18 protein-coding genes and 1 pseudogene are annotated in these 21,330 nt (G+C 51.8%); 8 read left to right on the forward strand and 11 right to left on the reverse strand.

Going from position 1 to position 21,330, the window contains the following annotated elements; all coding sequences use genetic code 11:
- The first annotated feature begins 1 nt into the window (after position 1).
- The 3 genes from EFB11_RS08420 (at position 2) to EFB11_RS08430 (ending at position 4,807) form a co-directional block, all read left to right on the forward strand.
- Positions 2 to 1,171, forward strand: a complete 1,170-nt coding sequence (locus tag EFB11_RS08420; protein ID WP_243115197.1) for an ABC transporter permease — start codon at positions 2 to 4, stop codon at positions 1,169 to 1,171.
- An 18-nt stretch (positions 1,172 to 1,189) separates the two neighbouring features.
- Positions 1,190 to 3,055 carry an S-layer homology domain-containing protein gene (locus tag EFB11_RS08425; protein WP_122789801.1) on the forward strand — a complete coding sequence of 622 codons (1,866 nt, stop codon included), beginning with the start codon at positions 1,190 to 1,192 and terminating at the stop codon, positions 3,053 to 3,055.
- Between the two features lie 189 nt (positions 3,056 to 3,244).
- On the forward strand, positions 3,245 to 4,807 hold the full coding sequence (locus EFB11_RS08430) for a recombinase family protein (RefSeq protein ID WP_122789802.1): 1,563 nt from the start codon (positions 3,245 to 3,247) through the stop codon (positions 4,805 to 4,807).
- 29 nt (positions 4,808 to 4,836) lie between these two features.
- Here EFB11_RS08430 and EFB11_RS08435 read toward each other — a convergent pair whose 3' ends face one another.
- Entirely contained in the window at positions 4,837 to 5,649 is an 813-nt protein-coding gene (locus tag EFB11_RS08435) for a carbon-nitrogen hydrolase family protein (RefSeq protein ID WP_122789803.1), read from the reverse strand.
- A 37-nt stretch (positions 5,650 to 5,686) separates the two neighbouring features.
- On the opposite strand from EFB11_RS08435, the pseudogene EFB11_RS08440 reads away from it, so the two are divergent.
- Positions 5,687 to 6,538, forward strand: a pseudogene (locus EFB11_RS08440) (nucleoside recognition domain-containing protein); the annotation flags it as partial.
- Between the two features lie 7 nt (positions 6,539 to 6,545).
- Here the strand turns inward: EFB11_RS08440 and radA are convergent.
- Both radA and EFB11_RS08450 read right to left on the reverse strand, forming a co-directional pair.
- Entirely contained in the window at positions 6,546 to 7,904 is a 1,359-nt protein-coding gene (gene radA / locus EFB11_RS08445; protein ID WP_122789805.1) for a DNA repair protein RadA, read from the reverse strand.
- Positions 7,873 to 8,613, reverse strand: coding sequence for an N-acetylmuramoyl-L-alanine amidase (locus EFB11_RS08450; protein WP_122789806.1), 741 nt, complete (start codon positions 8,611 to 8,613; stop codon positions 7,873 to 7,875). The genes radA and EFB11_RS08450 overlap by 32 nt, the downstream gene beginning before the upstream one ends.
- Before the next feature lie 216 nt (positions 8,614 to 8,829).
- Between EFB11_RS08450 and EFB11_RS08455 the strand changes: the two genes are divergently transcribed.
- Both EFB11_RS08455 and pta read left to right on the forward strand, forming a co-directional pair.
- The gene (locus EFB11_RS08455; RefSeq protein ID WP_122789807.1) at positions 8,830 to 9,384 is read left to right on the forward strand and encodes a cysteine hydrolase family protein; all 555 of its coding nucleotides are present in this window, start codon (positions 8,830 to 8,832) and stop codon (positions 9,382 to 9,384) included.
- Positions 9,385 to 9,505: 121 nt separating this feature from the next.
- On the forward strand, positions 9,506 to 10,480 hold the full coding sequence (gene pta / locus EFB11_RS08460; protein ID WP_122789808.1) for a phosphate acetyltransferase: 975 nt from the start codon (positions 9,506 to 9,508) through the stop codon (positions 10,478 to 10,480).
- A 66-nt stretch (positions 10,481 to 10,546) separates the two neighbouring features.
- On the opposite strand, the gene spoIVA is transcribed toward pta, so the two are convergent.
- The 6 genes from spoIVA to nrdD form a co-directional block, all read right to left on the reverse strand.
- Positions 10,547 to 12,025, reverse strand: coding sequence for a stage IV sporulation protein A (gene spoIVA / locus EFB11_RS08465; RefSeq protein ID WP_122789809.1), 1,479 nt, complete (start codon positions 12,023 to 12,025; stop codon positions 10,547 to 10,549).
- Between the two features lie 15 nt (positions 12,026 to 12,040).
- The gene (locus EFB11_RS08470; RefSeq protein WP_122789810.1) at positions 12,041 to 13,531 is read right to left on the reverse strand and encodes a DUF3794 and LysM peptidoglycan-binding domain-containing protein; all 1,491 of its coding nucleotides are present in this window, start codon (positions 13,529 to 13,531) and stop codon (positions 12,041 to 12,043) included.
- A 215-nt stretch (positions 13,532 to 13,746) separates the two neighbouring features.
- On the reverse strand, positions 13,747 to 13,893 hold the full coding sequence (locus EFB11_RS16840; RefSeq protein WP_164706679.1) for a hypothetical protein: 147 nt from the start codon (positions 13,891 to 13,893) through the stop codon (positions 13,747 to 13,749).
- Positions 13,894 to 13,987: 94 nt separating this feature from the next.
- Complete coding sequence (locus EFB11_RS08475) at positions 13,988 to 14,419, reverse strand: dUTP diphosphatase (RefSeq protein ID WP_122789811.1); 432 nt, start codon at positions 14,417 to 14,419, stop codon at positions 13,988 to 13,990.
- A gap of 9 nt (positions 14,420 to 14,428) precedes the next feature.
- Positions 14,429 to 14,935: an anaerobic ribonucleoside-triphosphate reductase activating protein gene (gene nrdG, locus EFB11_RS08480; RefSeq protein WP_122789812.1), complete on the reverse strand. Its 507-nt coding sequence runs from the start codon at positions 14,933 to 14,935 to the stop codon at positions 14,429 to 14,431.
- Entirely contained in the window at positions 14,935 to 17,055 is a 2,121-nt protein-coding gene (gene nrdD, locus EFB11_RS08485) for an anaerobic ribonucleoside-triphosphate reductase (protein WP_122789813.1), read from the reverse strand. Before nrdD ends, nrdG begins: the two co-directional genes overlap by 1 nt.
- A 205-nt stretch (positions 17,056 to 17,260) precedes the next feature.
- On the opposite strand from nrdD, the gene EFB11_RS08490 reads away from it, so the two are divergent.
- Positions 17,261 to 17,794 carry a nitroreductase family protein gene (locus EFB11_RS08490; RefSeq protein WP_122789814.1) on the forward strand — a complete coding sequence of 178 codons (534 nt, stop codon included), beginning with the start codon at positions 17,261 to 17,263 and terminating at the stop codon, positions 17,792 to 17,794.
- Positions 17,795 to 17,833: 39 nt separating this feature from the next.
- Here the strand turns inward: EFB11_RS08490 and EFB11_RS08495 are convergent, their stop codons facing one another.
- Positions 17,834 to 18,133, reverse strand: a complete 300-nt coding sequence (locus EFB11_RS08495) for a metal-sensing transcriptional repressor (RefSeq protein WP_279220541.1) — start codon at positions 18,131 to 18,133, stop codon at positions 17,834 to 17,836.
- A complete protein-coding gene (locus EFB11_RS08500) occupies positions 18,096 to 20,609 on the reverse strand; it encodes a heavy metal translocating P-type ATPase (RefSeq protein WP_122789816.1) in 2,514 nt (837 codons plus the stop codon). Before EFB11_RS08500 ends, EFB11_RS08495 begins: the two co-directional genes overlap by 38 nt.
- 170 nt (positions 20,610 to 20,779) lie before the next feature.
- On the opposite strand from EFB11_RS08500, the gene EFB11_RS08505 reads away from it, so the two are divergent.
- Positions 20,780 to 21,217, forward strand: a complete 438-nt coding sequence (locus EFB11_RS08505; protein ID WP_164706680.1) for a Fur family transcriptional regulator — start codon at positions 20,780 to 20,782, stop codon at positions 21,215 to 21,217.
- The last annotated feature ends 113 nt before the right edge of the window (positions 21,218 to 21,330 follow it).

Consider the following 21,330-nt stretch of genomic DNA (forward strand, 5'->3'; position numbering starts at 1 on the left):
TATGGGCTTTTATCAGGCATTCAAGTTGGCGCTGAAAAGCTTGGCGGGCAGCAAAATGCGCGCCTTTTTGACCATGCTGGGCATCATCATTGGCGTTGGGTCGGTCATCATTCTGGTTTCGCTGATGCAAGGTATGACCGGCGAAGTTACCTCGATGTTTGAGGACATGGGCACCAATACCCTAACCGTTTCCATCACCGGACGCGGCTCATCCCGTACGGTCGATGTGGACGATATGTATGACCTATACGAAGAAAACCCGGATTTGTTTCAGGCAATGAGCCCCACGGTTTCCGTTATGGGTTCGGTCAAAGTCAATAGTGACAGCTATACCTCATCGGTAACCGGTGTGTCCGAAGATTATGCAGTCATCAACAAACTCGGTTTGCAGGAAGGCCGCTTTCTTTCCTATACTGATATGGAGAATCGCGCCAAAACCGCGGTAGTTGGGTCTTATCTGAACACCATGGTGTTTGGCGGGCAAGCTGTCGGCCAAACCATCAAGATCAATGGCAACCGCTATACCATTGTCGGTGCGCTGACAGAACAGTCGGATTCTTCGGAAGGATCAACCGATGATTGCATCTATATTCCCTATACGACGGCATCCAAACTAACTTTTGGAGCCATCTCCAGTTATACATTTGCCACCTTGGATGCTTCCCTGAATAGCGAAGCGACAGCGGTTTTGGAAAATGCGCTGTATACGGTTTTTCAAGATGATGATTTTTATACCATCAGCGATATGCAGGAAATCGTCGATAGCATGGAAGAAATGACATCGATGATGACCATGGTGCTGGTAGGCATCGCAGGAATCAGTTTGCTGGTCGGTGGCATCGGTATTATGAATATCATGTTGGTTTCGGTGACCGAGCGGACCCGCGAAATCGGTATTCGAAAATCCCTTGGCGCCAAGAAAAAGGACATTATGCGCCAATTTGTCATCGAAGCTGGTACAACGTCGGCTTTGGGCGGATTGATTGGCATTGTGCTTGGCGTAGCCGTTGCGATGGCCCTTGGTTCGTTCATTGGAATCAACGCACAGCCATCGGCATCGGCGATTGGGCTGAGTTTTGGCGTTTCGGTGTTTATTGGGGTTTTCTTTGGATTTATGCCGGCCAACAAAGCATCCAAACTCAATCCCATCGATGCGCTGCGATTTGACTGAATTTATGTGAGGTGTTTTATGAAGCGTTTTCTTACTTTTGCGCTGATGCTGGGCTTACTATGCACCGCATCGGTTTTTCCTGCTTCGGCCTCGTCGGATGCTGTATCCGACGAGGTCATCACGCAGGTGATCGGCGCGCTGGGGATTATGACTGGCGATGAAAACGGCGATCTGAATCTTTCGGACAATGTGACCCGTGCAGAATTTGCACGTATGCTCGTCGCTACCTCGTCCTATAAAGACAAGGTATCGGCGGTCTCCAATGTATCCCCTTTTCGTGACGTTCCCTATACACACTGGGCGGCCGCTTATGTCAAAACTGCGGTGGAACAGGGATGGCTGACCGGATACTTGGATGGTACCTACCACCCAGAGCAGAATATTACGCTGGAAGAAGCAGACACCGGTGTTCTGAAACTACTTGGTTACTCGACAACGGACTTTTCTGGAGCCTATCCTTACGGCCAGCTTTCCTTGGCCAATTCTCTTGGACTCAATGACCGCATTTCGGCCAGCCAAGGCGACACCATGACCCGCCAGGATATGATGTATCTGTTCTACAATCTACTATCCGCCGATACCAAAGAAGGCACCGCGTATTCTGAAAGTCTGGGATATACCCTGGATGCAGACGGCAATATCGATTACTTGTCTGTCATTGCGGATACACTGGATGGACCGTTTGTCGTGCAAAGCAGTTTATCGGCTCTAGGGATTTCCTCTGACGGCGCGACCGTGTATCGCAACGGATACCTTTCCAGTGCAGATGCGATTGCAAAATACGATGTGGTGTATTACTCCAAAGGGCTAAACTCCATCTGGGCGTATGCAAATGCGGTGACCGGTGTTTATCAAAGCGCATCTCCCAGCACAGCTTCCCCCACGTCGGTCACGGTTTCGGGGAACACCTATTCGCTCGGCACATCGGAAGCCATGCTTTCGCTTTCCACGCTGGGCAGTCTGAACATCGGTGATATGATCACACTCCTGTTGGGCAAAGACGGTGAAGTGGTTTTTGCCCTCCCGGCAGATGAATATGCGCAGGATATTTATGGAGTTGTAACATCTGTATCCTATGAAACCTATCAAAATGCGGTCGGCAATACGTCGACCGCTCGTACTTTAACGGTCATCGCGACCGATGGACAAAGTTATCTCATCCCCTGCACAAATACCAGCTATGCTGAAGATGATCTGGTGCAGGTCACCTTTTCAACCGACAGCGCACAGGTGTCGTCGCTGAAAGGCAAGACCTTATCCGGCACGTATTCCAGTGGTATGCTCGGTAAAAAAGCCTTGGCGGACGATATCCGCATCTTAGATGTTCGTGAGAACGAGGCGGTTCGAATCTATTCTTCTCGTTTGCTGGGCGCCACTCTGGATTCTTCCGACGTACGCTTTTACACGGAAAACGCCCAAGGGGAGGTTTCCGACCTGATTTTGCGTGATTTTACAGGCGATCTGTATGAATATGGCATCATCACAAGTGTTACCGAAAACTCCGAGGGAATGAGCTTGTCGGGCTCCTATAAATATTTGGTCAACGGAGAAACGCAAACCGTATCCACTAATAACAAGACCTTGGGGGCTTCGTATGGCCCAGCGCGTCTAACCCTGGAAGACGGACAATTATCCAGCGTTATGACGCTTTCCCAGATTCGCAATCCAACTTCCATTTCCATGCTCGGAATCACCAACGAGGATGGTACTTGGTATTTTTCTGATTCCTGTTCGGTGTATCTGCAACAAAATGGTGCCTACTCCCTGCTATCGCTCACCGAACTGCAAAATAATTTTTCCAAATATAATTTAAAAGCCTATTATGACAAAGATACACAAGATGGCGGGCGTATTCGCATCATTGTCGCAACCATCAAATCATAAATTCTCTTTCAGCATGTCTGTTTGTCCCCTTTGCATAGAATGTATCAGAGGTGACAGCTATGCAAAAACATCGATCTCCCGCTCGCGGACGGCCGCAAACTCCCACTCAGTTCCATCTTTCTCTTCAAGGCGGGGAGCTTCCGCTATCTCAGCTGCTGCTACAATATCTGCAAAACCGAGGGAATCTTCATGGGAATTGAATCCCCCGTGCCTTGGGCAGCTGCATTGTATATTCGTCTTTCGGTAGAAGATGGTGACGGTGCCGAAAGTGCTTCTGTGACCAATCAGCGCGCACTGCTACGTGCTTATGCCAAGGACAAAGGCTATTCTGTTTTTTCGGAATACGTAGATGATGGCTATTCGGGTACCAATTTTCACCGACCGGCCTTTCAGCGCTTATGCCAGGACATTGAACACGGAAACGTGAATCTTGTTCTAGTCAAGGATCTCTCGCGTTTAGGCCGCAACAGCGCTCGCACCAGCGATTTATTGGACGAATATTTTCCTGCGCACCATGTCCGATTTATCTCCATTACGGATGGCTATGACTCTGCTTGTCCCACTAGTGCAATGGCGCTGGCAACGCCTTTGATGACCGCGGTGCATGAGATGTATGCGCGGGATATCTCCAATAAAATTCGCAGTTCCTTTCATACTAAAATCCGAAACGGCGAATTCATTGGTAGTTTTGCGCCGTTTGGGTATCGGAAAGACCCTTCCAATCATAATCGCTTAATACCCGATCCACAATCGGCTGCTGTCGTACGGCTCTTATTTTCCTATGCCTGTCAAGGGGATACCCCTTCTCAAATCGCACAAACACTCAATGAGAAGCATCTTTTGCCCCCTCTTGCCTACCGTATAGAGCAAACATCCCTAGCTAGCACATCGGAACATCCCTGTTGGAGTGCTTCTTCTGTGCGAAAAATCCTCAAGAATCCAGTATATTGCGGTCATATGTTGCAGGGAAAGTCCCATAAACTTTCTTTTAAAAATTCACAAATCATTCCGTGTCCCCGTTCCGAATGGGTGCTGGTATTGAATACGCATCCCCCCTTGATCGATTCGGTCACATGGGAATGCACTCAGCAAAACCTCAGCCATCGCAAGCCTTCTTCTTCTGCCAAATTTCAAAATATCTTTTCTGGAATTGCCAAATGCGCCGATTGCGGCCGAAATATGTCAACCGTCGGTACCCGCCGAAAAGGCTCGGTAGCCTCTCTGGCATGTGGCGGCTATAAGCAGCACGGGAAGACCTGCTGCACCAACCACCATATCGCGTATGAAGATCTGTATGCGGCGGTCCTGACCGGGTTGCAAATCGCCTTTTCCTGTAACGATCCGCGTCGTCTGCTGACAGAACTCCAACATCAGCTTCCTTCCACACCGGAAGATCATTCTGGACAGGAAATACAGAGCATTCAAAAAAAATTGGCCCAGCTATACGATGACAAATATGCGGGACGGATTTCCCCAGAATTGTTTTTCGAATTGTCGCAGCGGTATCACGCGCAATTGGAATATCTGAAATCCTGCCCTCTGCCTCATTCCATAAAAACGGACGATTGCCGCTCTATCGAGCGCGAACTGCAAAAGACGCTGCATCTGACATCTTTGGACGCCCAGATCGTACAAACTTTTATCCGCCGCATTGATGTCCACCCAAAACAGCCGCATGCCACATCCGACCAGACCCAGACGATTGAAATCCAGTTTCGCTTTTCATGCCCTTCTCAGGAAATCAATATGTAAAAAGCCAAGGCAATTGCCTTGGCTTTTTATTATGAACTTGTCTTTTCACAAGCGAATCCATACAGCTCCGGACGCCGCTGCAAAATAGCCCCATTGGTCTTGCGAAACTTTTCCAAATCCTTTGCCTCACACGACACCAGCAGCATTCCTTCTCCATCGGTCAAACTGCCGAGCGGCAATCCATTTGGATCATATGCACAGCTTTCCCCCAAAAATACATGTGGCTTACTATGGTTGGCTGCACAAACAAACACCGCATTTTCAATGGCACGCGCCTGCAAAAGTGTATGCCACTGCTGCGCCTTGTTCTCTCCTGCGACGAACGCCGAGCTGACAATCAAAATCTCCGCCCCAGCCAAAGCCTGTAAACGCGCCAATTCCGGAAAACGGATTTCATAACAAATCAAAAGGCCAATGCGGCCAAAGTCGGTATCGAACGGCTCAAACAGCGTATTCCCCTGCGAAAAATGGTCATCTTCCCGATACTTTGGAGACGCAAACAAATGGGTCTTCCGATGGGACCGCACGATCTTGCCCTGCCGGTCAATGACGACCGTGGTATTGTATGGCTTGTCAGTATCGTTTTTTTCCAGCATACCGCAGATGATATAAAGTCCTTGCGTTCGGGCCAGTTCACAAAGCCCTGCACAAAAGCTGCCTTGCATCGATTGTCCCTCCGAAAAGGACTGACCATGCTTTGGATAGGCCATGGTGTACTCCGGAAGCACCAGAAGGTCTGCGCCCTTTTGATGCGCCTGTATAGCATATTGTTCGATTGTTTTCAGGTTATCCATCGGATTGTCCGACGCATTCAGCTGTACTAATGCAATTTTAGCACACATTTTGGTTCACCTCATTTGTTGATTCCAGCACCTTGTTTCCCTTTTCATGTGTATGGGGTTTGGGTGCAATGCAGCCGGTGTGGTCGGCTGCCGCATTATCGATTCCCCCCGCGAGCGTTTGATTGCGATTTTAACCAACGCCTTTGTCCCCTGCAATGGACGCTTTCCAGCGATGATTTCACTGCTGGCTATTTTCTTCACCGGCATGAACCAATCCGGACTGGGCAGCCTATCGAGCGCTATATTGCTCACTGGACTGCTGGTACTAGGTATCGGTGCGACGTTGCTGGTTTCCCGCTTGCTATCCGATACCCTTTTTAAAGGCACGCCCAGTTCGTTTGCTTTAGAAATGCCCCCATACCGTCGGCCACAGGTCGGGCGCGTGATTGTCCATTCGATTTTTGACCGCACATTGTTTGTGCTGGGTCGCGCAGTATTGGTTGCGATCCCTGCGGGTTTTGTGATCTGGTGTTTGGCGAATCTTTCGCTGGACGGCGTATCTTTGCTTCAGCATTGTGCCAATGCACTCGACCCCTTTGGCCGTATTCTCGGCCTGGATGGCGTCATTCTTCTAGCATTTATTCTCGGATTTCCGGCAAACGAAATCGTTTTACCCCTTACCCTCATGGGATACTTGTCCATGGGAACATTAGTCGAAACCAATTCACTGACCGATTTGGCAACCGTTCTTTTAGCCAACGGCTGGACGCAAACGACAGCCCTCTGTTTCCTACTGTTTTCGCTATTTCACTGGCCCTGCTCCACTACCTGCTTAACCATTCACAAAGAAACAGCCAGCTGGCGGTGGACAGCGGTCGCTTTTGTTCTCCCAACAGTTTTCGGGGTACTGCTGTGCAGCATGGTCCAGTTTGTTTCGCCCCTGTTGTGACCGTTCCTTACAATACCGCCCGGATGGCATCGGCTACACTTTTCACCCGCACGATGTTCATCTCTTTGGGAATATTCTCCCCCAAGTCCTGATCGGGCATAATGCATGTGTGGAATCCCAATCGATAGGCTTCCCAGATACGCTGTGCGGCACAATTGACTGCGCGCAGCTCCCCAGTCAATCCCACTTCTCCAAAACTCATCACGCCCTCTGGCAAAGGCTTGTCCCGAAAACTAGATGCAATCGCCAGGACCATGGGAAGATCCACCGCCGGTTCCTCCAACCGCATACCGCCTACCACATTGACATAGGCATCGCTGTTGGATAAAAAGAGTCCGGCCCGTTTTTCCAAAATGGCCAGCAGCAAAACCATGCGGTTGTAATCTACACCCGCCGCAGTGCGGCGCGGTACACCAAAGGCGGTCTTTGCCACGAGGGCTTGTACTTCTGCTAAAAGCGGCCGGGTGCCCTCCATGACGCAGGCAATACAATTTCCCGCCGCACCGGCGGGATGTCCAGCTAACATTGCGGCCGATGGGTTTTGTACTTCCAAAAGGCCATGGTCGCTCATTTCAAACACACCGATTTCATTGGTCGACCCAAATCGGTTCTTGGCGGCACGCAAACAGCGGAAGGGACCGGTCTGCTCCCCTTCAAAATAAAGCACGCAGTCGACCATATGTTCCAAAATCTTCGGGCCTGCCAACGTACCTTCCTTGTTGACATGTCCCACAATAAAAATGGTGACACTGTGCCGCTTTGCATACTGCATCAGCAGCATGGCGCACTCCTTGATCTGGGTCGTACCGCCCGGGGCCGATTGCAATTCTCGTCGGTACACGGTCTGAATGGAGTCGACAATCAAAATATCCGGCGCCAAGGCATCGGTTTCCTGAATGATCTGCTCCATATCGGTTTCGGCCAGCACATACAAATTGCTCGACGAAATATGGAGCCGGGAGGCTCGCAGACGAATCTGCCGCAGCGATTCCTCACCGGATACATAGAGTACTTTGGCGTTGCGGCCCATCTCCTGGCACATTTGCAGGAGCAGCGTCGATTTGCCGATGCCCGGCTCGCCGCCGACCAGCACAAACGAGCCATGCACCGCGCCGCCGCCCAAAACCCGGTCGAGTTCTCCGATGCCTGAACCGAACCGCGCTTCGTTCTCGGTTTCGATTTCATCCATACGAACCGGTTTGGAGGTTGTATGGGAGGTGTCTGCCAAAACGCTCCGCGTAGCGGTTTCGGGTTTGACTTTAAATTCGCTCATGGTGTTCCATGCCCCACAAGAGGGGCATTTCCCAAACCATTTTGCGCTTTCATATCCACATTCATTGCATAAGAACAGTGTTTTTTGCTTCATTCTTCGCTCCATTCTGATATAATTCATAGCCCTTAAAAATACAAATCGCCAGCCGTTTTTGATAAGCTGGGTCGCATAGGGCTGCTTCTTCCTCTGGATTGGACAAGAACCCGCACTCCACAATAATCGCTGGACATTGCAGATTCTTCATCAAATAAATCGCAGCGGCTGCCGGTTTGGCACGCCGGATGTTGTTATTTTGGATGCCATCGATCAAACATTGTTGGATTTCTTCAGCCAAAACCTGACTGTCGGCATGGTTTTTAGAATAAAATACCTGCGCCCCAAAATATTGCGGATCTTCAAATTTATTGAGATGCACACTCAAAAAAACCGCATGCTCGGTTTCTTCTGCAATCCGCTCGCGGGCTTTGATGTCAGCTACTTTGTTCTCCCGGATGCTCCGGCCTTCTACATAATCAAGTGCCTGTTCATCTTCCCGGGTCATCTTTGCTGAATAGCCAAAACATTGCGCTAACGCCTGCAAGCTGCGGGCAATGTTCAAATTGATGTCTTGTTCGGTCGTGCCGTTGGAGCCGACCGCACCACCGTCAAAGCCTCCATGGCCCGCATCGATGACCAGGGTTGGGCATGTCTGCTCCGACGAAAACACACTCACCCAGTCCCGGCCTGTTGTCGACCCAAAGGCCAGCAAAAGGGCCGTAGCAATCAGCAAGCTCGCACAAATCCAACGTTCTTTCCATGCCATAGCGTTTCCCCCTACCCAGTCTATTGGATAAATCGTCGCCTGGATATATCTATGCACAGGGAAAACGCCTTATGCCATATGTGATTATAGCACAGTTTGTCTGGCCCTGCGCAGATTATTTTCTGTACAGTCTTTTCTCTCGGCCAGCGGCCGTGCTGCATCCCTTGTTTTCCCCAGTGGCTTATGCTAAAATAAATTACAAAATGAGGTGATTTTGTGAAAAAGCTGCTTGCTGTTATCGATTATCAAAACGATTTTGTTTCCGGTGCCTTGGGTTTTTCGGGAGCCGAAACCATTGACCATGAAATCGCACATCTGGTTCAAGCCTGGCTTGCGATGGGTGATCTGGTGCTGTTCACCCTGGACACCCACCAGGAGGATTATCTGCAAACACGCGAAGGTCTGGCCCTGCCCGTACCCCATTGTCTTGCCGGTTCGTTTGGCGCACAGCTGTACGGCGAAACCCAGGCACTATGCTGCGAAACCTGCGCGAATGCGCAGATCCATGTGGTGCATAAGCATTCTTTTGGGATGGACCCCGCCGATGCCCTTCGGTTGCGGGAACGCATTGGCGAAGATGTAACCGAAATTCAAATCGTAGGGCTTGTGACCAACCTATGTGTACTTTCCAATGCAATCATGTTGCAGTCTACCTGGCCCAATGCACAAATCACGGTAGACGCTGCTCTCTGCCGCAGCTTTGATCCGAAACTGCATCAAAAAGCGTTGGATATTTTAAAAGGCTTGCAGATCCATGTCATCCATGAATGACTGTATTTTTTGGGTATTTTTCGATTTTCCGGTTGAGAAACCAAAACCGATAGGTGTATAATAAAAATGTCGGACCACTGGTTCGGCACACCTTGATCCGTGTGAAAGAAGGAGAACGAAAATGTTAGAGAATTTAGTAGCAACCCTGAAAGCAGATCCGCGCAAGATCGTATTTACCGAAGGCCCGGATGCTCGTATTCTGGAAGCCGCTTCCCGTTTGAAGAAGGATGGCATTCTGGATTCCATCCTGGTTGGTAATGTGGATGAAGTCAAGGCAGCAGCCAAGGCTGGCGGCTTTGATATCGAGGGTCTGGAAATCATCGATCCGGCAACCTTTGACAAGATGGACGAAATGGTTGCGAAGATGGTGGAACTGCGCAAGGGCAAGATGACCGAAGAGCAGTGCCGCGCTGCACTGTCCAAGGGCAATTACTTTGGCACCATGCTGGTCAAGATGGGTTATGCCGACGCTCTGCTGGGCGGCGCAACCTATTCGACGGCTGACACCGTTCGTCCGGCTCTGCAGATCATCAAGACCAAGCCGGGCAATAAGATCGTATCCTCCTGCTTTATTCTGGTCCGTGAGGGCAAGGATGGCCAGGAAGAAAAGTATGCAATGGGCGACTGCGCCATCAACATCAATCCGGGCGAAGACGATCTGGTTGAAATCGCAATCGAAACCGCTCGCACGGCAAAGGCGTTCGGTATCGATCCCAAGGTTGCAATGCTGTCTTACTCGACCATGGGTTCGGGCAAGGGCGAAACCGTTGATATGATGAAGAATGCAACCGAAAAGACCAAGCAGGCTGCTCCGGATCTGGCGGTTGACGGCGAATTGCAGTTTGACGCTGCTTTCTCCCCGGTTGTTGCCAAGACCAAGTGCAAGGGTTCTCCGGTTGCTGGCCAGGCCAACACCTTTATCTTCCCGGACATCAATGCAGGTAACATCGGTTACAAGATCGCACAGCGTCTGGGCGGCTTTGAAGCATACGGTCCGATCCTGCAGGGTCTGAATGCACCGATCAACGACCTGTCCCGTGGCTGCAATGCCGATGAAGTATATCAGATGGCGATCATCACCGCAGGTCTGAAGTAATTTTCTACATTTTCTGTTTATGTACATAGGCAAAATGCCGGTCTGTTTGTAACAGACCGGCATTTTTTATAACAGAATACAAATAAGCCCTCCTGTGCTTTCGTTGATGATTTTTTCCAGTGTTTCCCGGAACTTATCTCGTGCGTCTTCGGGCATGCGAGCCAGTTTGCCCGCCAGTTCCTCATTGACCAGTTCACTGAGCGATTTGCCAAAGATATTCGTATCCCAAATGCGCTCGGGCGCTCCATCAAATTCGCCGAGCATATAATGTACGAGTTCTTCCGACTGTTTTTCGGTGCCAACTAGTGGAGTGACCGATGCTTTGATATCGGTTCGAATCAGGTGGATTGCGGTTGCCGAAGCGCACAAACGCACCCCATACCGTCCGCCCTGTTTGATAATTTCGGGTGCTTCCAAAGACAGTTCGTTGACCTCCGGCATGACGATGCCATAACCGGTAGCTTGCGCCTGGTCCAAAGCCCCCTGGATGCGGCGGTACTCCCGCTCGGTTTCTGCCAATCTGGTCAGCAGCGGAATCAAGTCTGCATCGTCATGGATATCCACTCCAGTCTTTTCGGCCACAATATTGTAAAAGACCTCTCCCGGCAGGGCGACTTTCATCCGTGCCTTTCCGACGCCCAAATCCATATCGGCTACTTGCGCCGAAGAAATGTATTCATTTTGCCCAATCTGCTCGGCCGCCTGCGTCAAATCCCGCATTTTCTGTACGGCGCCCGCCGCTTGCCGGATGCTGCCATACACCGATTCCTTCACGGCATGCCCCTGCGGCAACGCGCCCACAAAGCGCGGCAATTCAATGGCAATTTCCCGCACCGGGAATTCATACAGCACGCCAGCCAAGATATTGGACACATCGTTGCCCGACAGGGTCTGACAGTTGACCGGCAAGGCTTCCACGCCATGCTTTTCGCGTAGTTCGTCGCGCACAGCCTGCGCCGCTTCCCCGTTGGGGTCGGAAGAGTTGATCAGGGTCAAAAATGGCTTGCCTATGGCCTGTAACTCTTCAATCACGCGATCTTCTGCCGGTATGTAGCTCTCCCGCGGGATTTCGGAAAAGGTGCCATCGGTGGTAATCACCAAACCGATCGTCGAATGCTCGGCAATGACCTTACGAGTGCCGATCTCGGCTGCTTGGCTCATCGGGATGGGCACGTCATCCCATGGGGTGGTCACCATCCGTGGTACATCGTCCTCCATGCTGCCTAGCGCCCCATCGACCAAATATCCTACACAGTCGACCAGACGGACCCGGCAGAAGCCTCCACCCGGTGTACTGATCTCGGCCGCTTCTTCGGGAACAAATTTGGGTTCTGCGGTCATAATGGTGCGGCCGGAACCCGATTGCGGCAGTTCATCTTTGGCTCGTTCCCGTTTGTAGACATTTTCGATGCCTGGGATGACCATGGTTTCCATGAACCGCTTGATAAAGGTCGATTTTCCCGTGCGAACCGGCCCCACGACGCCGATATAAACATCGCCCCCGGTCCGGGCGCCGATTTCTTCATACAGTGTTTTATGATCCATTTTGCTTCCCTCCTCTTACTGTTCCATGGGGATGAGCAGCAACTGTGCCTGCGTTGTTTTCTGTTCTTCCGCAATGCTGTTTGCACTGCGGATGGCGGATACCGTAGTCGCATATTGTTTGGCGATATCCCACAGGCTCTCCCCCTCTTCCACGCGTCGCAAAATGAGTGTCACTCCGCAAAGCTCGGCGTTGCGTTCGGGCCCGAGTTCCACGGATGTTACATCCTGAAACGTCTGTGGTGTGCGTTTGGTCGCTCCCCCAGAAGCTGACAGGTGTACATTGACACTGTCTTCCCCAGCCGGTGACAGCGCGACTTGTAGGGCAATATCATGCAGAGCCGGTTCAACTGGTAGATTGCTGACCCGCAGCGGTACATGCAGTGCGCGGTGGGTCTGATAGAGATTGCCCTCATCGTCATAGTATAGGATGAATGCGTCCACCTTGACACGCAGGGTGTCCCCTTCCATTTGCATGCCTGTGCAGATGGCCTTGGCGCCCAGATATTGCGAGGTTTTCATACCCAGTGGAATATTTTCGCTTCCATCCGCGGCAAAGTTCCCGCACAGCATGCAGTCTTGGACTTTCACCGGCGTGACCTGCACATTGAGCGCATGTTTGGTCTGGTACAAATCATGGATGGTCTGAATGGCATGTTTTTCATCCTGCAAGATGACTGCACAGACCCCGATGCCGATGGACAGCACACCGCTGCCGGTCAATATGCAATCCAAATTGCGGACCGCCAATCGGACGGTCGCTGCATCGCCCTCCTGCATGTCGGATGCGTCTAACATTTGCGTAAAGGGAATATTTTTGGTCACCTGCTGGAAGGCTCCCGTATCGTCCCGCAGCAAAAGCTGCAAGACCGCTTCGCCACGTATGAGCATCCGCCCATTCATCGCGCGGCATTCATTTTGCCGCAGCACACAGTCGGTATGTAACAACTCCAGTCCTTCGGAACCATTCCATTCCAAATCATCCAGTATGGTAAAGGAACTTCCCTCCACCTGCCGCAGCAGCGTGATTTCTTTGGTATCATACAGCACTTCGAGCGGCGTGTCTCCGCTCTGAATCTGTTCGGTATACTGTAAGATAGAAGGCTGGTAGACGGTGGTTTCAAAACACAGTTTTGCAGAAACACTGACCTTGCGCGAATTGACAGCCCGCGCCGTCACATCGGCAATGCTGCACCGCACAAAACAGGTGCAATCGGCGCTCACGCCGCGTGCTTCTTCGATGTGAGCAAAACTGAGGGGAATCTCCAAACTTTGTAAACTTCCTCCTACTTCGGGCTGATACAGTACCGTTGCGGCTACCGAGCCGGAAACCAGCACCCGATCGTTCTGCGGTGACTCATCCTTGATGGAAACCGTGCCGTCTGCATAAACGATGCGTGCGATATCCGGGAAGGCGTCGGGCACGATCGCGTCGGTCGATTCTTCATATACCGATACATTGTCCAGGATCACATCATAGTAGGGAATACTTTTCCGAACCAGTTCCATTTGAATAATTCCTCCTTTGTTCCTGCTTCTGCTACCAGTATATTGCCCTTGTTTTGGGAATATGAATCAAAAAGCAGGCCGCCCTCGGTTTTAAAAAATCGAAGGCGGCCTTGTGCGCTCGCTTATTCTTTGCCCATGCCAAACAGCCGGCGAAACATACCACACAGACATTTCGGACTTTTCCAAATCACGATTTTCACAGCACATGCCTCCTTTTACTGCTGTACAAAGATAGCCCCGACTGCGATCAGCCCCAAGCCGCACAGCCATTTGACAACAAGACACGGCAGCAGTCCGCCGATGAGCACGCCAACGCCAAAGGCAATGGCGAAAAATCCCACCAATCTTCCCGGACAATTCATACCGCATCACGCTCCTATTGTCAGTATAGTCCCCTCCCCAAAATCGGTGACAAAAAAATCCGGACTGCGATTTTTCGCATGTCCGGATTTGCTTTTATTGTACGCCAGTGCTGCCGTGTCCACCGCGGTCGGTGTTGCCGAGTTCTTCCACCTCATCAAACGAGATGGACGGTTGATGCTCCATAATACGGAACTGACACACCCGGTCGCCAACGTGAATCACCGTGTCACGCACCGCATACGCGGGCATGAACCATTGGTCGTTATCGCCACAATAGGTCTCATCGATTACACCCATGCTGTTAGTCTGCAAAATACCAAAATTTTTAAACGTCGAACTGCGCGGCACTACATGGGCTTCATAACCAGCCGGAAGCTGCATGGCAACGCCGAGCGGGATCAGGCGGAACTCGCCGGCCTTCATTTCCACTTCTTCAGCGGCACGCAGATCGATCCAGTCGGATTTGCCATCAATATACCGCAGCCGCTCGATCTGATCGGAAAAATACTTGATTTTGATATTCATAAATCCTCCTCAAACAGTGTAATCGGGTTCAGGCCGGAGTACGATCTGCCCCAGTGCAAACGTCTTGGGCACATCGATGACCCTCTGGTTTTCGCTTCCTCGCCACGGCAGGAGCGTATCCCGCGCCGCTTCGATATAACGGCCATCTACCACCACATCCACATTCTGAATCAGCGGCAGATGCCGAATTTCTTCCCACTTGTAACCGGTATACAACCAGATGGTCTTGTCCGAAAAATGGTCTTTGATTTCCTGACACAGCGCGGCAATCGCTTCCCGATTGGCCGGATACAGCGGGTCGCCGCCTGACAAGGTCACGCCTGCAATATAGTCTTTTTCCAGTTCCTCAAACAGTTCCGCTTTGGCCGCTGCATCAAAGGGCAGACCGCTTTCAGCATCCCAAGTCACCGGGTTATGGCAGCCCGGACAGGCGTGCGCGCAGCCGGATACCCACAGCACCACGCGCAATCCTTCCCCATTGAGCATATCGTCCTTTGTGATATTATGATAACGCATTACATACTCTTTCTTTCTGCGATTTCCGCCATTTTTGCTGCATTCAGGCGCGTATCGCCCTTGACACGCGAATACGACAAGTATCCGTTCATTCGCTCGATCTTGGTCAGGTTGTGGCTGCCGCATTTCGGACAGGTATCCATGGCTAGTTCTTCATGCCCGCAGTCATTGCAATACGCCAACGACAGGTTGACGCCTTCGTAAAAGCCCATGCGCATGGCTCGGCGCACCAAGGTGCGGATGGCTTCCAGATTGTATTCGATTGGATATTTGACATATTGAATCTTGCCGCCGTTGCACAGATTCCAGAAGCGATTCTCCAGATCCTGCTTTTGAATGGGTGTTAAGTCCTCGGTCACATGACAGTGGAAGCTGTTGGACACATAATCACGGTCGCTGACCCCTTCGATGATGCCATACTTTTTGCGGAACTGCTGCACTTGCAGACCGCACAGGCTTTCTGCCGGGGTGCCGTAAATCGCGTACAGATTGCCGTCCTCTTCCTTAAACTGATTGACCTTGTCGTTGATGTGCTGCATCACTTCGAGCGCAAAGGCGCCGTCCTGCGCCAGACTCTTACCATTATAGAGCATTTGCAGTTCATTGAGTGCGGTAATACCAAACGAAGCAGTCGCCGTTTTCAGGATGGGTTTGATTTTATCGTGTAGGCCCAAATGACCGCCATAAAAACCGCCTTCACAGTAGGCGAGCGGATTGGTGGATGCCCGCATCTCGCCCAAATAGGCATAGGTCCGGATATGTAATTTGCGGATCAGTTCCAGATAATAATCGAGAACCTCATAAAAGTCGCGGTTTTCCTGCCGCGCCTTAGCTAAAATCATCGGGAGATGGAGCGACACCGCGCCAATGTTCCATCGGCCAACAAAGATCGGCTTGTCCTCGTCGTCGGCCGGCTTCATACCGCCGCGTTCATACCACGGAGACAGGAATGCCCGGCAGCCCATCGGACTGATAATCGCGCCATATTTCTTGTACATGCTGGGGACATATCCTTCGCCTGTCAGGCTGAGCCAGTCGGGATACATGGCCTTGGACGAGCACAAAATGCCCGCTTCAAATACGTCCTCGAGTTCCTTCCCCGGACCGTGCAGGTTTTCGTCATATAAGAAGACAATTTTCGGGAACAGTACTGGCTTTTTCTGTCCCTTTTTGCCCTGTCCGCGGCGGCGGACGTTGAGCATGGTAATCGATGCCAGTCTGGCGAACCGTCCGGTGCCAGTGCCCATGGTCATGGTGATAAACGGATAATCACCGCGGCTGGATGCCACCGTGTTAAACTTATACTCCCAGCCTTGGAAGCCCTGCTCAAAATCATTGAGAATATCGGCCATGACTTCCTTTTCGACCGTTTCAGCGTCCAGACCCAGACGGCTGTATTTCTCGGTCAGCATTTTGTAGCTGCGCTCGGCGTAAGGCTCGAGCAGCAAATCAACCGACGGAACGGTAAAGCCGCCATATTGCTGGCTGGCAGCCGATAAAACAATATCGCCGATCACGTCAAAGGCGACATTCAGGGTCTTGGGCTCATTGTACCACAGATTGCCCATCTCAAAACCGCCCTTTAAGACATGGCCCACGTCAAACAGACAGCAGTTCATGGTATCGCGGCGAGCCGACATGTCATGGACATAAATATAACCGTCCCGGCAGGCTTGCAGCTCCTCGGTGGTCATGAAAAACTTCTGATACAGTTCCTTGTTGAGCTGGTTGAAAATCAGGCTGCGCTTGGTGGAGACCAGCGCCGAATCGGTGTTGGAGTTTTCCTTATCCCCGATGTACATAATTGACTGGCTCTTTTTATAAACGCTGTCGAGCATGCCGACAAAGTCCTGTTTATAGTTACGATAATCGCGGTAACTCTTGGCGACTTCGGGGCGGACGCTTTCCAGCGCCGCTTCCACGATGTTGTGCATCTGCCAGATCTGGACTTCGGAAACGTTCATGTTTTTCACATAGTCCTCGACATAGGTGCAGATCGCCTGGGTTTCCGCATCTGTAAAGGTATAAAGTACCCGATTGGCCGATTTATTGACCGCCGCGATCACTTTTTGTACGTTGAATTCCTCGCGGGTGTTGTCCTTTTTGATAACATAGATCATCCCAGCGGGCTCCTTTCTCATTCTATATTGTGGCCGTTCCATTATAGCACACCACATCTTGTGCTGCCAGCCATGAATTTCTACAAATTCCACGCACCAAAAACGTCAATTCTCGTGAACATTCCCGCGCGCACTTGGTTGACATCTCCAATCCTTCCTCTTATAATGAAAACATCCAAAATCATACCTGCATGGGAGGAAAACAATGGATACGCAATCCTGTATTTTGACCCGCCGCAGCATCCGCAAATTCACGGATGAACCGGTGAGCCATGAAACCTTGGAAAAGATCATTTCACTGGCAGCCTATGCCCCCTCTTGGAAGAACACGCAGATCGCCCGGTATATTGCCATTGAGGACCCGGATGTTTTGCAGGCCATCTGTGAAACCTATGCGCCGTTCAATGCGCGCATCATCGGTGGCTGTAAGACGCTGATCGCCCAGACCTTTGTCAAGAGCCGTTCCGGGTTTGAACGCGATGGTTCGTTCTCGACCGACCGCGAAGGTGGCTGGCAATATTATGACTGCGGCATTGCAGCCCAGACTTTCTGTCTGGCCGCACACAATTTCGGCGTTGGCTCGGTCATTATGGGTATTTTTGACCGGGAAGCATTGGAACAATATCTGAACATTCCCGAAGATCAGGAGCTGATGGCACTCATTGCAATCGGCTACCCGGAAGGGGACGCGGTGGCACCCAAGCGCAAGGATGTGCCGACCCTGCTGAGTTATCGATAAATGAAAAAGACCGGTATCGCTTTTGGATACCGGTCTTTTTTATCGCTCGATCTTTTCGATCAGCTTGGTGATCTCATCCAGTGTTCTGGCGCGATCGGCCGGGGTGCCACCTTCCAAAGCCTCTTGCACACAGCCTTCCAAATGGCCCTTCACAACTGCCTGTCGTGCTTTCCGCAGCAAGGCTTCGGTCGCCAAAATCTGTGTGACAATATCCATGCAGTAGCGGTCATCTTCAATCATTTTCATGACTGCGTCCAGCTGGCCCCGTGCCATCTTTACGAGTGGTTCAACTTGCTTGCGGTCAGCCCTCACAGATATCGACCACCTTATACCCGGCATCGGTCACCGCCTGGGTCAGCGCTTCGTCGGAAACCGGATGGACCAGCGTTAATTCAGCCTTGCCAGTTTCGTGGCTGACCACAGCCGATACACCGTCCAAATCGTTCAGTGCCTGCTGCACGCGGCCCGAACAATGGGTGCACATCATGCCTTCAATCGTCATGGTCTTTTTCATTTGTTTTTCTTCCTTTCTATTTTCCATTTGTAAATTCGCTCGCTGCGGGCTGCCCGTCACAGGCCGGAACAGCTTTAAGCGGAGCGCATTGCTCACAACACATACCGAGGACAAGCTCATCGCCGCAGCGCCAAACATGGGCGACAAACGCAGGGCTGGTGCAAAAACACCGGCTGCAATCGGGATGCCGATGCAGTTATAGCAAAAGGCCCAGAACAAGTTTTGTTTGATATTGCGCATCACGTTGCGCGACAAGCGCACTGCATTGACGGCATCCAGCAAATCGGACTTCATCAGAACGACATCGGCCGATTCAATGGCCACATCGGTTCCGGCGCCAATAGCGATGCCCACATCCGCACGCGCCAAGGCCGGAGCATCGTTGATGCCATCGCCCACCATGGCGACCGTTTTTCCGCTCTCCTGCAATTTGCGAATCTCCCGTTCTTTATCCTGCGGCAGCACTTCGGCTACCACACGGGGAATCTGCAATTGCTGGCGAATGGCTTCGGCTGTCACTTTATTATCGCCGGTCAGCAGCGTGACGTCAATATGCATCTCTTGCAGCAACCGTACTGCTTGTGCACTGTTGCTCTTGACCTGGTCGGCCACTGCAACGATCCCGACCATTTGGCCGGCACGCGCCACATAGAGTGGCGTTTTCCCTGCCGCGGCATACTGCTTTCCCCAGGTTTCCGCAGCCGAAACATCCACGCCCTGTTCCCGCAGCATACGCAAATTACCTGCCATACAGGTTTGCCCTGCAATCTCCGCCACAATGCCTTTGCCCGAAATCGCTTGGAATTTTTCTGTGGGCAGCGGACGGATGTGTTTCTCTTCCGCATACCGCACGACCGCTTCGGCCAAGGGGTGTTCGCTTGGCTTTTCCAGAGAAAGGGCAAGCTGTAAAAATTCCGTCTCGCTCCCCGCCAAGACCTGCACATCGGTGACCGAAGGGTGCCCCTCAGTGACCGTGCCCGTCTTATCGAGCACAACGGCATCCACTTTATGCAGCCGCTCCAGCGCTTCGGCCGACTGGAACAGCACGCCATTCTCCGCACCGACGCCGGTGCCGACCATAATTGCAACCGGAGTCGCCAGACCCAGCGCGCATGGGCACGAAATGACCAGTACAGTGATAGCGCTGGACAAGGCAAACGTAAAGGTTTCGCCAACGGCCAGCCAAACAATCGCCGTCAGCAGAGCGATACCCAGCACGACCGGAACGAACACTCCCGCAACCTTGTCTGCCAATTTGGCGATGGGGGCTTTGGACGCACTCGCTTCTTCGACCAGCCGGATGATTTGCGAAAGAGTGGTATCATCCCCAACGCGGGATGCCTGAAACTTGAAAAACCCAGTTTTGTTGATGGTGGCCGCGATGACTGTATCGCCTTCCTGCTTTTCCACCGGGATGCTCTCGCCGGTCAAAGCCGATTCATCCAGCGACGCATGTCCACTCTGGATGACGCCGTCGACCGGCACGCTCTGTCCCGGACGCACTACGACCACGTCGCCCACCTGCACCTGTTCGATTGGAATGGTAACTTCGGCACCATTGCGTTCCACGGTCGCTGTCTGCGGCCTCAGGTCCATGAGCTTGGCAATGGCTTCCCCGGTGCGCTTTTTGGCGCGGGTTTCAAAATACTTGCCCAGCGTGACCAATGTGAGGATCATACCGGCTGACTCAAAATACAGATCGTGCATGTAACGCTGCACGCGGTCAGCTTCCCCATGGCCCAAACCATATCCAATCTGATACAGGGCAAAGATACCATACACCAGGGCGGCGCCCGAACCCACGGCGATCAGCGCATCCATCGTCGGCGCGCGATGCCACAGGGTTTTAAATCCATTGACATAGTATTTCCGGTTGATTAGCACAATCGGCAGGGTCAGCAAAAATTGCGTCAGCGCAAAGCTGACTGCGTTGGACGGACCCTCCAAAAAGCTGGGCAGCGGCATGCCGATCATATGTCCCATGGACACGATCATCAGCAGCGCCAAAAAGGTAAAGGATATAATAATGCGCCGCTGCATTTCGTGCAGTTCGGCGCCATCATCGACCGGTTTTGATACCGCTGCTTCCTGCCCTTTGACCGACGCGCCGTAGCCAGCGTCGATGACGGCCTGTATGATATGCTGCGCATCGGTCTGCCCTGGGTCAAACGTAGTTTTCATGCTGCCAGCCAGCAGGTTGACCTGCGCCGATTGCACACCCGGCACCGCGTTGACCGCCTTTTCCACATGGGCAGAGCACGCGGCACAACTCATGCCGGTGACTTGAAATTGTTGTTCCATGCTTTCACCTCCACATCCCCAGGGGAGGGGGTATGGTTTTAGTATACAAACCTTCTCCACATTTGTCAAGCGTTTTGTTAGCAGAGCCTAATTTCATTCTTCTTTGGGTTTGCCATTTCCGCTGGCTGTGGTATAATAATAAAAATTGTCCATTCGGAAAGGAGTTTTCTATGTCCAGCGATCTGCTGAAATCCTGCGGTTTGCGCCTGACCCCCAGCCGCAAAGCGGTTTTAGATGTGCTCCGCAACCATAGCGAACCCATGACCGCCGAAAAAATTCATACGCTTGCCTGCCAGTCCAGCCGGATGGGGCTGTCGACGACCTATCGCGTACTGGCGCAGCTGACCGAACATGGGCTCGTCCTGAAAAACGATGGGCTGGATGGTTTTTGCTATTACCAACTCCATACGCATACCCATCGCCATACCCTGCACTGCTCGGTATGTGGCGCGGTGGTTTTTATGGACGAGTGCCCCTTGGAAACACTGGAAAGTCAGCTTGCTGCTCAGACTGGTTATATTATCACCAGTCATTCCCTGTCGTTTACCGGGATTTGTCCTGCGTGCCAGAAAAAGTGTCCACCGGATATTTCCCATACTTGCAAATGAGAAACATTCCTGTTATAATACCAGTATCCTCTTACAAAGGTTCGCCTGCGGAAGCGGAGAAAGCCCGATCTTCACACCTGCGCTATCTGGATTTTTCCGGACAGCAAAGGTTC

This window comes from Intestinibacillus sp. Marseille-P6563 (genome assembly GCF_900604335.1).
GTDB lineage: Bacteria > Bacillota > Clostridia > Oscillospirales > Butyricicoccaceae > Butyricicoccus_B.